10 protein-coding genes and 2 pseudogenes are annotated in these 13,627 nt (G+C 59.5%); 3 read left to right on the forward strand and 9 right to left on the reverse strand.

Features of this window, described 5'->3' with window-relative positions; all coding sequences use genetic code 11:
- Window positions 1-5 precede the first annotated feature (5 nt).
- The 3 genes from LVW35_RS23485 to treP form a co-directional block, all read right to left on the reverse strand.
- Window positions 6-1,226 (reverse strand): maltoporin, encoded by a 1,221-nt coding sequence (locus tag LVW35_RS23485; protein ID WP_233892243.1) that lies wholly within the window; start codon window positions 1,224-1,226, stop codon window positions 6-8.
- 69 nt (window positions 1,227-1,295) lie between these two features.
- Entirely contained in the window at window positions 1,296-2,942 is a 1,647-nt protein-coding gene (gene treC, locus LVW35_RS23490) for an alpha,alpha-phosphotrehalase (RefSeq protein ID WP_233892244.1), read from the reverse strand.
- Window positions 2,943-2,971: 29 nt separating this feature from the next.
- A complete protein-coding gene (gene treP / locus LVW35_RS23495) occupies window positions 2,972-4,414 on the reverse strand; it encodes a PTS system trehalose-specific EIIBC component (RefSeq protein WP_233892245.1) in 1,443 nt (480 codons plus the stop codon).
- A gap of 237 nt (window positions 4,415-4,651) precedes the next feature.
- Between treP and treR the strand changes: the two genes are divergently transcribed.
- A complete protein-coding gene (gene treR, locus LVW35_RS23500; protein ID WP_233892246.1) occupies window positions 4,652-5,356 on the forward strand; it encodes a trehalose operon repressor in 705 nt (234 codons plus the stop codon).
- 78 nt (window positions 5,357-5,434) lie between these two features.
- On the opposite strand, the pseudogene LVW35_RS29270 reads toward treR, so the two are convergent.
- The 6 genes and pseudogenes from LVW35_RS29270 to LVW35_RS23525 form a co-directional block, all read right to left on the reverse strand.
- A pseudogene (locus LVW35_RS29270) lies at window positions 5,435-5,596 on the reverse strand (type II toxin-antitoxin system HipA family toxin); the annotation flags it as partial.
- Entirely contained in the window at window positions 5,580-5,834 is a 255-nt protein-coding gene (locus tag LVW35_RS23505; protein ID WP_233892247.1) for a helix-turn-helix domain-containing protein, read from the reverse strand. The gene LVW35_RS23505 and the pseudogene LVW35_RS29270, both read right to left, overlap by 17 nt.
- 1,022 nt (window positions 5,835-6,856) lie before the next feature.
- Window positions 6,857-8,434 carry a glutamine-hydrolyzing GMP synthase gene (guaA, locus tag LVW35_RS23510; RefSeq protein ID WP_233892248.1) on the reverse strand — a complete coding sequence of 526 codons (1,578 nt, stop codon included), beginning with the start codon at window positions 8,432-8,434 and terminating at the stop codon, window positions 6,857-6,859.
- Between the two features lie 80 nt (window positions 8,435-8,514).
- Window positions 8,515-9,984, reverse strand: a complete 1,470-nt coding sequence (gene guaB, locus LVW35_RS23515; protein ID WP_038446326.1) for an IMP dehydrogenase — start codon at window positions 9,982-9,984, stop codon at window positions 8,515-8,517.
- 104 nt (window positions 9,985-10,088) lie between these two features.
- Complete coding sequence (locus LVW35_RS23520) at window positions 10,089-10,637, reverse strand: sugar ABC transporter ATPase (protein ID WP_233892249.1); 549 nt, start codon at window positions 10,635-10,637, stop codon at window positions 10,089-10,091.
- Between the two features lie 159 nt (window positions 10,638-10,796).
- Complete coding sequence (locus tag LVW35_RS23525; RefSeq protein ID WP_233892250.1) at window positions 10,797-11,564, reverse strand: sulfite exporter TauE/SafE family protein; 768 nt, start codon at window positions 11,562-11,564, stop codon at window positions 10,797-10,799.
- A gap of 91 nt (window positions 11,565-11,655) precedes the next feature.
- Here LVW35_RS23525 and LVW35_RS23530 point away from each other — a divergent pair.
- Both LVW35_RS23530 and xseA read left to right on the forward strand, forming a co-directional pair.
- Window positions 11,656-12,235, forward strand: a pseudogene (locus LVW35_RS23530) (LysR family transcriptional regulator).
- 10 nt (window positions 12,236-12,245) lie between these two features.
- Entirely contained in the window at window positions 12,246-13,625 is a 1,380-nt protein-coding gene (xseA, locus tag LVW35_RS23535) for an exodeoxyribonuclease VII large subunit (RefSeq protein WP_233892251.1), read from the forward strand.
- Window positions 13,626-13,627: the final 2 nt, after the last annotated feature.

Genomic DNA, 13,627 nt, shown 5'->3' on the forward strand with positions numbered 1-13,627 from the left:
AAGGATTACTTCCACCAATACTCAACCTGCACACCAAAATTCGAGCCATGCCGCGCCGTGCCATAGGAGCCGGTATCAGACAACGCCGAGCCCGCGGCCAGTTCATTCGCCGCGCGCTTGGCCGCTTCGTTCCAGGTTGCATAGGTGTAGTACAAGCGCACTTCTGGCCGCGCCCAGAAGTGCGGGCCTTTGGGTGACCAGGTCGGGGCGAAGGTAAATTTGCTCAGCTTGCGTGTGCCGCCCGTTGCGTCGACCTGATCATGCCCAAGCTCGGTGACCAGTTTGAACTGCTCGCTGATGGCGTACGCCGGGCGCACGCCGATGGACATCCAGGTCTGATCCTGGCTGCCGGGGCGGATATCCTTCTGGTACACCGCTTCGACCTGACCGCCAAAACGCGGGGTCACCTGCCAGTCGAAAAACTCCACGGCGCGGTAACTTTTGCTGCTGTTGTCCAGCAAGGTATTGCCGGTATAACCCAGGCCGGTGCCGGGGCCTTCACCGTACTGCAAGGCGAACTTGTTCTTGCCGCCCAGGAAAGGTTTTTGCACGTGCTGCGCGGTGAGCGCCCAACCGCTGTTGGTGTCGCGCCCGCCGGCTTTTTCGATGTAGCTCAGGCCCAGTTCCAGCTCGCCGCCGGGGTTGGTCTTGAAGCCCGCGACGTTGAAGTCGTGACGGGTGGCGTATTCCTTCTGGTACAGGTTGTCCTTGCGGGAAATCGCGTAGCTGTACTTGAGGTCACCGATCTGCACGTCCTCGATCCCCCCGCCCGTGGCGCTCTGGTTCCAGTAGTAGAAGTCGGAGATATGGATGTCGTTACGCTTGTAGTAACGCCGGCCGGCCCACACCGAACCGCCATTGAGGCTGGGCAGGTTGGACCATTGCGCATACATCTGAGGCATGCGCGCGGTGCCGTTGTTTTCGCCCTGGAACTTCAACTCGCGATCGTACTTGTTGTAGAGCGACGCCATGGCATCGACACTGAGCACCGAGCCGTCGTCGAGGGTGAGCAGGTCCTGGCGCAGTTCCAGTTCGGCGTATTGCTCGCATTCGTTGCCCAAACGGTATTTGGTTTGCGCCCCCGGCAGTTGGAAGCACTGCTGTGGACCACTGCCCGTCGATGTCCCCGCGCCACTGCGCACATAACCGGAAAATTCCAAGGCTTGAGCGCCAAGAGGCAGGCTTAAACAAGACGCGACGAGGCCCAGCCTTATTGTTGTTTTCATAAAGCACTCCGATATTTTTATTATGGTTTTTGAAGCGCCCCGTGCTCCCACACGGGGTTGCAGCGGGTTTTAACCTTTGAGGTGCAGCACAAACGATTCGTAAGGGCGCAACGTCACCGTGGCAGTACGTTGCGGGCAGTCGGGGTAGTTGCTGATCAGCAGGCGCTGTTCGCTGGCGGGATTGATAACCCCGTCCGGCAGTTGGATTTCGCAGGGCGCGCCGTAGAAGTTATTCAGCACCAACAGGCGTTCCCCATGGCCTTCGCGCGTGTAGGCCCAGACCTGCAAGTGGTCTTGCAACAGTTGGCGATATACGCCCTCCTGGATCAGCGGTTCACGACGACGCAAGGCAATCAGCGCGCGGTAGTGATGCAGCACTGAGTCCGGGTCATCCAGTTGGCTTTCGACATTGATCTGCGCCGCATTGGCCGGAATGCCGATCCACGGCTCACCGCTGCTGAAACCGGCGTTTTCCCCGGCATTCCACTGCATCGGCGTACGGCCGTTGTCGCGGGACTTCTGCATGATCGCCGCCATGCTTGATGCCTCGGACTCACCCGCATCGCGCTTGAGACGGAAGATGTTCAGGGTCTCCACATCGCGGTATTGCGAGATGTTGTCGAAGCCTGGATTGGTCATGCCCAACTCTTCGCCCTGATACACATACGGCGTGCCCTGGAGGAAGTGCAGCGCCGTCGCCAGCATCTTGGCTGAGACCACGCGATGCTCGCCGTCATTGCCGAAACGCGAGACCACCCGCGGCTGGTCGTGGTTACACCAGAACAGTGCGTTCCAGCCGCCACCGGCCTGCATGCCCAATTGCCAGTCGGAGAAGATCTGCTTGAGTTGCAGGAAGTCAAAATCAGCCTTCACCCATTTCCGCAGGTTCGGGTAATCGACTTTCAGGTGATGAAAGTTGAAGGTCATCGACAGCTCTTTCGACTCCGGCCGCGAGTAGCGGATACAGTGTTCCAGGCTGGTGGACGACATCTCGCCGACGTTGATCAGGTCATGCCCTTCGAAGACTTCGCGGTGCATTTCCTGCAGGTACGCGTGCACGTTCGGGCCGTCGGTGTAGAAACGGCGGCCGTCGGTATCGTCCTCAGGGAAATCGGCGGGTTTGGAGATCAGGTTGATCACGTCCAGGCGGAAACCGCCCACGCCCTTGTCGCGCCAGAAGCGCATCAGCTTGAACACTTCGGCGCGCACCTTGGGGTTGTCCCAATTGAGGTCGGCCTGGGTGTGGTCGAACAGGTGCAGGAAGTACTGCCCGGTTTGCGCCTCGTATTCCCAGGCCGATCCGCCGAACTTGGATTCCCAGTTATTCGGCTGGTCGCGCCAGATGTAGAAGTCGCGGTACGGGTTATCGAGGCTGCTGCGCGCCTGCTGGAACCACTCGTGTTCGATAGAGGTGTGGTTGACCACGATATCCAGCATCAGCTTGATGCCACGCTTGGCCGCTTCGCTGATCAGCAAGTCGCAGTCGGCCATGGTCCCGTAGCTGGGGTCGATGGCGTAGTAGTCGCTGATGTCGTAGCCGTTGTCGCGCTGCGGCGAGCGCAGGAACGGCGTAATCCACAGGCAGTCGACGCCCAGCCATTTGAGGTAGTCGAGTTTGTCCACGATGCCCAGCAGGTCACCGGTGGCGTTACCCGCGTGGCTGTGGAAGCTTTTCGGATAGATCTGGTAGATCACCGAGTGTTGCCAGTCTTGCATGGTGGACTCCTTCAATGTGAAAACGCTGGTCAGGCGACGCGATAACCAGGACGCACGATCTTCATGCTCAATGCACAGGTCAGAACAAACGGCACCACCATCGCGATGACCATGCCCATCACAAACACCGTGATGGATTGCGGCACGATCGAAATAAACCCAGGCAAGCCGCCCACGCCGATGGCAGAGGCCTGCACCTTGTTCAGCGCGAGGAAAATGCTGCCCAATCCCGAGCCCACCAAGGCCGCATAGAACGGAAACTTGAAACGCAAATTCACCCCGAACATCGCTGGCTCAGTGATGCCGAAGTAGGCGGAAATCGCCGAGGTCGAGGCCATGCTTTTGTCCCGCGCATTGCGGGTCATGTAGAACACCGCGAGCGCGGCGCTGCCCTGGGCCAGGTTGGACATGACGATCATCGGCCAGATGAAGGTGCCGCCCTGGGTGGAGATCAATTGCAGGTCCACGGCGAGGAACATGTGGTGCATGCCAGTGATTACCAATGGCGCATACAACAGGCCGAAAATCGCCCCGCCGACCATCGGCGCCAGGTCAAACAAAGTAACCACGCCTTCGGTGATCAGGATGCCGAGGTGACGGGTCACCGGGCCGATGATCGCCAGGGCGAGCACGCCGGTGACGACGATGGTGGTGATCGGCACAACGAGCAGTTGAATCGCATTGGGCACTCGCGCCCGCAGCCATTTCTCGATCACGCTCATCACATAGGCGGCCATCAGGATCGGCAGGATCTGCCCCTGGTAACCGACTTTTTCGATCTTGAACCAACCGAAAATATCGAAGTACGGCAGGCTCTGACCGTCGAGACCAGCGACCGCCTTGCCGTAGTTCCAGGCGTTGAGCAGATCCGGATGCACCAGCATCAGGCCAAGCACGATGCCGAGGATTTCACTGCCGCCAAACCGCTTGGCCGCCGACCAGCCCACCAATGCCGGCAGGAACACAAACGAGGTGTTGGCCATCAGGTTGATCAGGCTCCACAGGCCATCCAGGTTCGGATAGGCCTCCAGCAGCGTCTTGCCCTCGATGAACATGCCCTTGGCGCCCATCAGGTTGTTCACGCCCATCAACAGGCCGGCAATGATCAACGCGGGCAGGATCGGCATGAATACGTCGGAGAACACCCGCACCAGGCGCTGCATGGCGTTGGTTTTATCGGCGCCCTTCTTCTTCACGTCAGCGATGGTGGCAGCGGCGAGACCGGTCTGCGCGCGCAGGGCGGCGTAGACCTTTTCCACTTCGCCGGGGCCGATCACCACCTGGAACAGGCCACCGGTGAAGAACGAGCCCTTGACCAGATCCACCTGGTTCAGCGCACTGCCGTTGACCAGGCTCGGGTCCTTGAGCGCCAGGCGCAGACGGGTCACACAGTGGGCAGCTTGCTCAAGGTTGTCGCTGCCCCCGAGGTTCTCGAGAATCTCGCGGGCGATATTGGAATAGTCGTGGCTCATGCTTGGTTTCCACTTTGTTTTTTTTTATTGGGGGCAGTCATTGGCAGCACGCCGAGGGCAAAAGTACTCGTCTGTACGAGTTAAAGCAACAACTCGTCTGTACGAGTTACATATTGTTTATCTTTTGTAGGGCAGCGCGTCGCTGCAAGCCGCATGAACCAAGGGTCTAATGGACAAACCGCCTCTCTGCCACTAAGGTTCCTGCCTTGACCGCAACCCCGGCAAAGAGCCATCCCCATGAGCAAATACAACCAGATCTATACGGATCTGCTTGCCAGCATCACTACCGAACGCCTGCAGCGCGGCACGCGCCTCCCCTCCGAAACCGAATTGATGGACAGCTACCAGGCCAGCCGAGGCACCGTGCGCCGTGCCATCGAGCAGTTGCAGGAGCGCGGTTTTGCACAAAAGATCCACGGCAAGGGCACGTTCGTGTTGTCGCCCAACCCGATCGAGTTCCAACTGGGCGGCATCGTCAGCTTTCACGAAACCCACGCCGACCTGGGCGATGACGTGCGCACCGAAGTGGTCGAGTTCACCCAATTCCCGCTGGAAGGCTCATTGCTGCAACACATCGAAGCCGAACCCGGCACCCTGATCACCCGCATCAAACGGGTACGGCGCATCGGCGGCAAACGGGTGATCCTCGACATCAACCACTTCGTGGCCGAGGTGATTCCCGGGCTGGACCGCTCGATTGCCGAGCAGTCGATCTACGCGTTTATCGAGCAGACCTTGCAACTGCAAATTGCCTACGCGCAACGCACCATCGAAGCCCTGCCCCGCAGCAAAGACGACCAGACCCACCTGGACCTAGAAGGCCAGAGCCATGTGATCGTGGTAAGCAACCAGACGTTTTTGCAGGACGGGCGGCAGTTCGAGTACACCGAGTCGCGGCATACGTTGGATAAGTTTTACTTTTCGGATATTGCGCGGCGTTGAACACAGGTCGGGAAGATCATTGCACTGCGATGCTTTTTGCCAGTCCTGTTGCCCAGGCAGCGGTCATCTTCTCTCCTAACTTTCCAGACGCACCGGCATGGTCAAGGAGATGGCATTCTCTTCGCTGACAGTGTCGTTATACGAGAAAACCGTATCGCGGCGGTTCTCCCCTCCCCGCCCGAGCGTTCCTGCAGGCACACCGCCTACGCCGATATATAGCCGTTCACTTTGACTCGTCATGGATGTTTCCTGATTTCAGCTCATCAAGGGTCATGCGCCGGCGTCTGGGAGTGGCGGTCAACTCATATCCCAGGCCTTCAAGAATGGCTGCGACCTTGCGAATCCCCACTTCCGGGATGGTATTGTTTTCAATCCCCGAAATGGTGGCGCGACTCATGCCATGTCGTTGTGCGAGCTGGCTTTGCGAAAGACCTGCGGCTTTGCGGAGGTCCTTAATCAATAGTCCTAAATCATTCATATCAAAGCGCATCCAATACAATGCAAAATTTCGTAATGCTGCATTAATGCACCGTATACGATGCACTCAGCTTTGAATAGTGCTTTATTTGCTCGCGGCTCGATGAGCGTTTGCACACCAGAAACACAAACATCCCGCCAAGCAGACTGTGCAAAGACGTAGCCTGTGAAGCAGCTTGTTACCGTTGAGAAGCGCCTCTGAGTTCGAGTCACTCGTTTCAGCGCGCACCTCGCTCTCCGAGGAGGACGCTGCCGATGTCGCCTGGTTTATCCGAACGTACAAAAACGATGTGTTCCGCCTACTGCCTGAAGCCATTCCGTTCCGGGAAATCCGTGCACAGGTTGGCGGCGCGCTTATCCTGCAGGTAGCCGGCGACGCACGGGTGGGCGCATTCCTTGAGAAAAACGTCGAAACGGCGACTGACGTGCTACGACTCGCAGTCGCTCTGAATGGAGGAGACGTGTCACTAGCGACAGCTTCGACGCATTTCACAGCGATGAAGCGCTCGACCAAATACCCAACGCCGTAGAAGACGTGATGCGCCATGCTGAGCGCTGGAAACGCCTGGCTAAGGTATTGCATCCGGGCGACTACGCGGATAAATATGTACACCCAGACCGGACTTGGAGACTCTGTTCGATTTACACGTTCGAGCACGAGGAGAACAAGTGGCGTCACCGCTGCAGGCACAGGCGGTGTTCGCGCCTGATCAAGGGATAACTCCGTTTGATACGGATTTGATTCGATCACAGTTTCTCTAATACCTGCGCCAGCCTGAGCCGTTCGTTTGAAACGTCAATGTTTTACTGTTCGGATATCGCGCTGCGGTAAGGCCAAACAGAGATCAACTGTGGCTTGCCTGCGATGCAGACGCCTGGGATATCAAGTCATACCGAGGTGATGCCATCGCAGGCAAGCCACACAATTTGTGTCGGCGGTGATTGGTTTACCTTATTCCACAATACACAACCCCGGCACATGGCCGGGGTTTTGTTGTTCAGCATTTACCTGCTAGCGCAGGATCATTCCCACTCAATCGTCGCCGGCGGCTTGCTCGACACGTCATACGTCACGCGCGAAATGCCTTCGATCTCATTGATGATACGGCCGCTGACAGTTTCCAGCAGTTCGTATGGCAGGTGTGCCCAGCGGGCGGTCATGAAGTCGATGGTTTCGACGGCACGCAGGGCCACGACCCAGGCGTAACGACGGCCATCGCCAACCACGCCAACCGATTTCACCGGCTGGAACACCACGAATGCCTGGCTGACTTTGTGGTACCAGTCGGCTTTGCGCAGTTCTTCGATGAAGATGTGGTCGGCGCGACGCAGCAGGTCGGCGTATTCCTTTTTCACTTCACCGAGGATCCGCACGCCCAGGCCCGGGCCTGGGAATGGGTGGCGGTAGACCATGTCGTACGGCAGGCCGAGTTCCAGGCCCAAACGGCGGACTTCGTCCTTGAACAGCTCGCGCAGCGGTTCTACCAGCTTGAGGTTCATTTCCTCAGGCAGGCCACCCACGTTGTGGTGGGACTTGATCACGTGGGCCTTGCCGCTCTTGGCGCCGGCTGACTCGATCACGTCAGGGTAGATGGTGCCCTGGGCGAGGTACTTGATGTTGTCCAGTTTGCTGGACTGGGCATCGAACACGTCGATGAAGGTGCGGCCGATGATCTTGCGCTTCTTCTCTGGGTCGGACTCGCCGGCCAGGTTGTTCAAGAACTGATCTTCAGCATTGGCGCGGATCACTTTGACGCCCATGTTCTCGGCGAACATGGCCATTACTTGCTCGCCTTCGTGCAGGCGCAGCAGGCCGTTGTCGACGAAGACGCAGGTCAGTTGGTCGCCGATGGCTTTGTGAAGCAGGGCTGCGACCACGGAGGAGTCAACGCCGCCGGACAGGCCGAGCAATACGTTGTCGGTGCCGACCTGGGCGCGAACCTGGGCGATGGCGTCTTCAGCGATTTTCGACGGGGTCCACAGGGCCTCACACTCGCAGATGTCGAGGATGAAGCGCGACAGGATGCGGCCGCCTTGCTTGGTGTGGGTCACTTCCGGGTGGAACTGCACACCGTAGTAACGACGCTCGTCGCTGAACATGCCGGCGATCGGGCAGCTCGGGGTGCTGGCCAGGATGTGGAAGTCCTGCGGCATCTTGGTGACCTTGTCACCGTGGCTCATCCACACGTCGAGGCCGAACAGGCCGTCAGCGTCGATGTGGTCTTCGATACCGTCCAGCAGGCGGCTTTTGCCGACCACGTCGACACGGGCATAACCGAATTCACGCAGCTCGGAACCTTCGACCTTGCCGCCCAGTTGCTCGGCCATGGTCTGCATGCCGTAGCAGATGCCGAAGACCGGTACGCCCAGGTCGAATACGGCTTGCGGGCAGCGTGGGCTGTTGGCTTCGTGCACGGACTCGGGGCCACCGGCGAGGATGACGCCTTTCGGTGCGAATTCGCGGATCGCTTCGTCGTCCATGTCGAACGGATGCAGTTCGCAGTACACGCCGATTTCACGCACGCGGCGGGCGATCAGTTGGGTGTACTGGGAACCGAAATCGAGGATCAGGATGCGGTGGGCGTGAATGTCGAGGGCCATGAAGTCAGTCTCGTCTAATGAATCAGAAACAACTCGGGGCTGAAGAACAGCCCCGGTTACTTAACACTTTGCTGGAAGCATCAACCTACACGGTAGTTTGGCGCTTCCTTGGTGATCTGTACGTCGTGGACATGGGATTCAGCCATGCCGGCGCCGGTGATCCGTACGAACTCTGGCTTGGTGCGCATTTCTTCGATGTCGGCGCTGCCGGTGTAGCCCATCGAGGAACGCAGGCCGCCCATCAGTTGATGGATGATCGCGCTCAGGGTGCCTTTGTACGGCACACGGCCTTCGATGCCTTCCGGAACGAGCTTCTCGGCGCCCGCCGAGGAGTCCTGGAAGTAACGGTCGGAGGAGCCTTGCGCCTGGGACATGGCGCCCAGCGAACCCATGCCACGGTAAGCCTTGTAGGAACGGCCCTGGAACAGTTCGATCTCGCCTGGCGCTTCTTCGGTACCGGCGAACATCGAGCCCATCATCACGCAGGAAGCACCGGCCACGATGGCCTTGGACAGGTCACCGGAGAAACGGATACCACCGTCGGCGATCAACGGAACACCGGTACCTTCGAGAGCAGCGGCGACGTTGGCGATGGCGCTGATTTGCGGCACGCCCACACCAGCGACGATACGGGTGGTGCAGATCGAGCCAGGGCCGATACCGACCTTGACCGCGTCCGCGCCCGCTTCGGCCAGGGCCTTGGCGGCAGCGCCGGTGGCGATGTTGCCGCCGATCACCTGCACATCAGGGAAGTTCTGCTTGACCCAACGCACGCGGTCGATCACGCCTTTGGAGTGGCCGTGGGCAGTGTCGACCACCACCACGTCAACACCGGCAGCGACCAGGGCCGAAACACGGTCGCCGGTGTCTTTACCGGTGCCGACTGCAGCGCCGACGCGCAGACGACCTTGGTCATCCTTGCTGGCCAGCGGGTAAGCCTTGGCTTTTTCGATGTCGTTGACAGTCATCATGCCTTTGAGGGCGAATTTCTCGTCGACGATCAGCACGCGCTCGATGCGGTGCTTGTGCAGCAGTTCACGCACATCGTTCTTGTCGGCGCCTTCCTTGACCGTGACCAGACGCTCTTTCGGCGTCATCACTTCGCGGACGGTGACTTCAAGACGGTTCTCGAAACGTACGTCACGGGAAGTGACGATGCCGACCAGGTCGCCATCGTGCAGCACCGGAACGCCGGAGATATTGTGCAGACGGGTCAGGTCGAACAGGTCACGCACGGTCGCGTCGGCTTCGATGGTGATCGGATCTTTCACCACACCGGCTTCGTAACGCTTGACCTTGCGCACTTCGGCAGCTTGCTGCTCGATGGTCATGTTCTTATGGATGATGCCGATGCCGCCTTCCTGAGCCATGGCGATGGCCAGACGGGCTTCGGTGACGGTGTCCATGGCAGCGGAAACCAGGGGAATATTCAGCTCGATGCCACGGGTTAGGCGGGTCTTGAGACTGACTTCGTTAGGAAGCACCTCGGAATAACCGGGCACTAGGAGAATGTCGTCGAATGTCAGAGCTTCTTGGCTGATACGCAGCATCGCGGGGGCTCCCGAGCGGGAAAATGGAAGCGCGCCATTATATACATGCACCCTGCCGGGCTCAATGTAAAACTCTGACAAACTTGGTAATACTGATAGATGGATTAAAGTTCGACTTTGACCCAACTCATCTTCTGGTCCAGCCAATCGGCAAATTCGTCGATAAAGCTCTGCTTGAACCCCGCCTCTGCCCAGTTATTGAAGATGAATCCCAGGTTGGAAAACCCGCATTCCTGCAGAAAAAGAAACCCATTGATGTCGTCTTCATGCCCACATAGCGGGCAGGTGAAGTTGTCGGTATGGCCGGGCATCCAGTCTTCAAGGCTTTCGAACAGCGCTTCGCCAACTTCCTTGCGGCATTCCGGGCAGCCGGCTTCTTCGAGAAAGCCCTTGGCCGGCGTGTAGATGCAACGCTTATAGATGATCTCCAAGCCGTTGATCGGCTCGTTGAACGGCAGCGCCTGCGGGTACAACACCACGGCGCGGGCGCCATCGGCCAGGGCGTAGCCCATGCGGTTGCCGGTGCGGCCGCAGGTGGTCAGCTCTTCCTTGATGATGTTCTTGCGCACCAGCCAACGCACGATCGCCCGGGCGCGGGGTTCGTGGACGGGCAAGGTGGAGATTTTCGGGACAAGGATGCTTTGGGAATTCATGAGGCCTGCGAGTCCTGCGGTGTGTCGTCTGCCGCCTTCGCGAGCAAGCCCGCTCCTACATCGACTGCATTTTTCCTGTAGGAATGTAGTCCCTGTGGGAGCGGGCTTGCTCGCGAAGAGGCCCTGAAGGCTGGCAGCTTAATCCCTGCCCCACCCAGGTCAAGTACTCAAATACCGTCCAATCAAGGCAATACCGCTGGCCAACACCAACCACGTCACCAATCTCACAAACGCCTCACGCGACATACGCATCGTCAGCCTGCGCCCACACCACAGCCCCAGGGCCATCGCCGGCAGCAGGCACAACGCCAACATCAACAGCGGTAAATCAGCATATACCCCGGCGATCAGGAACAGGCTCAGGCGCACCACCGTACTGCAACTGATCAGCGCACTCTGGGTGGCGCGCGCCGCGTCCTTGGGCAGGCGGCTATTCAGATAGATCGCATAGAGAAAGCCGCCACTGCCGAACAGCGCCCCGAACAATCCGCCCACCGTGCCCAAGGGAATCGACCAGCTCGCCGCCAGCTGTGTCGGCCGCGCCTTTACCGCCAGGCTGTAGAGAGCGTAGGCACTGATGAACAGCCCCATCAGCAGTAGTAACAGGTCCGAATGCAGATTAAGCAAAAACACCACGCCCAGTGTGCAACCGATCGCCATGCACGGCAGTAAGCGCAGCAGCTCCGATTTGTTCACTTCCCGCCGCGATTGCAGCAGATTGCCAAACGCCGCGACAAAATCCAGCAACACCAGCAGCGGAATGATCTTCGACAGCGGCATGAACAGGATCAGCAGCGGACCCGCCACCAACGCGGTGCCAAAACCCGCGATACCGAACACGATATAGGCCACGACAATGCCTAGGCTGATCACCAGCCAATCCACACCGCCAAACGACCATTGGCTCATCAGCTCAATCGGGCTCATGGGTAATTCCTTGTTAGAGATGGCCATCACTTTAGCCATCAACGAGGGATGCGACTAATATCTTCAAAGCCATCTCGAAAAGACATGACGCGTGATTTCCACTCGCCAACTGCGTTACTTCGTCGAAATCGCCGACAGCGGCAGCTTCAGTGCCGCTGCCGAGCGTTTGTTTGGGGCGCAGTCAGCCTTGAGCCGCCAGATCAAGGAGCTGGAAACCCAGCTGCAGACTCCGTTGTTCGAACGTACCGCGCGCCAACCACGACTCACCGCCGCGGGGGAAGCCTTCTACCCGCGAGCACGCAACCTGCTGAGTGAACTGCTCAAGGCCAGCGAGATGGCGACACAGGTGGGTAACGGCGAACTGGGCACGCTGCCCTGGGGTGTCGATTGACATCGTCAACTGTCCTCCGAAGCGCAGTTGTGCATGCGTGCAGGATTTTTCCCCAAGGCCGCGCGGGGTGATGTCACGCAAGACCACCCGATTGCAATTGATCCAGGCCGGCTTCGGCATTGCCTTGTTACCAAAATCCATGCAGGACATTGCTCCGCCCAACGTGCGCTTTGTGTCCTTGGCCGACCCGGACTGCCTCAGCACCGTAGCTCTGGCCTGCGCACAAAAGCCGAGCGCGCTGGTGGAGCAATTCTGCCAAACATTGCAAGAATGCCTATAAACTGCCGCCCATGATTAAAGATCCTTTTGCCCGACTGGGCCTGGACCGCGAAGTCCTGACTGTCAGCCAGCTCAACGGCCGCGCGCGGGTGTTGCTGGAGGACGTGTTCACCAATATCTGGGTCGAAGGCGAGATCTCCAACCTCGCTCGCCCGGCCTCTGGTCATGTGTATTTCACCCTCAAGGACAGCGGCGCGCAGGTGCGTTGCGCGCTGTTTCGCAACAATGCCGCGCGGGTGCGCCAAGCGTTGAAAGATGGCCTGGCGGTGAAAGTGCGCGGCAAGGTTTCGTTGTTCGAGGGCCGTGGCGACTACCAGTTGATCCTCGATACCGTGGAACCTGCCGGTGATGGGGCATTACGCCTGGCGTTCGACGCGTTAAAGGAAAAACTCAGCGCCGAAGGCCTGTTCAGCGCCGAACGCAAAGTGCCGCTGCCGGCGCATCCTCGGCGCGTTGGCATTATCAGTTCGCCGACGGGCGCGGTGATTCGCGACATCATCAGCGTGTTCCGTCGCCGTGCGCCAAACATTGAACTGACCCTGATCCCCACGGCCGTGCAAGGCCGCGAAGCGATCCCGCAGATTGTGCGCGCCTTGAAACTGGCGGATGCACGCGGCTTCGATGCGCTGATCCTGGCTCGAGGCGGCGGCTCGCTGGAAGACCTCTGGTGCTTCAACGAAGAAGCCGTAGCCCGAGCGGTGGACGCCTGCGTCACGCCAATCGTCAGCGCTGTTGGCCATGAAACCGATGTGTCCATCAGCGACTTCGTGGCCGACGTGCGTGCTCCTACTCCCTCCGCCGCAGCCGAACTGCTCGCGCCGGACGCCAGCCACCTGGTGCGCCAGGTCGAGAACCTGCACCGCCGCCTAGTGATGCTGATGCGCAATCGCCTGAACCATGACCGCCTGCGCCTGGAAGGCATGGCACGACGCTTGCGCCACCCTGGCGAGCGCCTGCGACAACAGGCCCAGCGCCTGGATGACCTGGACATGCGCCTGCGCCGTGCGTTCGAGCGCAGCCTCAATACCCGTCGCGAGCGCCTGATCCGCCTGGAAACCCGCCTCGCCGGCCAACACCCCGGTCGCCAACTGGCCCTGTTGCGCCAACGCCTGGACAGCCTCGCCGAACGTCTGCCCCGCGCCATGCGCGAAGGCCTCAAGGCGCGGCGCCTGCAACTGCAAAGCCAGATGCAGACGCTGCATGTGGTCAGCCCGCTGGCGACCCTGGGCCGTGGCTACAGCATCCTGCTGGACGAGCGCGGCCAGGCCATTCGCAACGCCGCGCAGACCCACACCGGTCAGCGCCTGACCGCGCGTCTCGGCGAGGGCCAATTGCAAGTGCGGGTGGAAGACAACCACCTGACACCCGTCACCCTCTCGTTATTGGATTGATC

Origin of the sequence: Pseudomonas sp. HN11 (assembly GCF_021390155.1) — a bacterium.
Taxonomy (GTDB): Bacteria; Pseudomonadota; Gammaproteobacteria; order Pseudomonadales; family Pseudomonadaceae; genus Aquipseudomonas.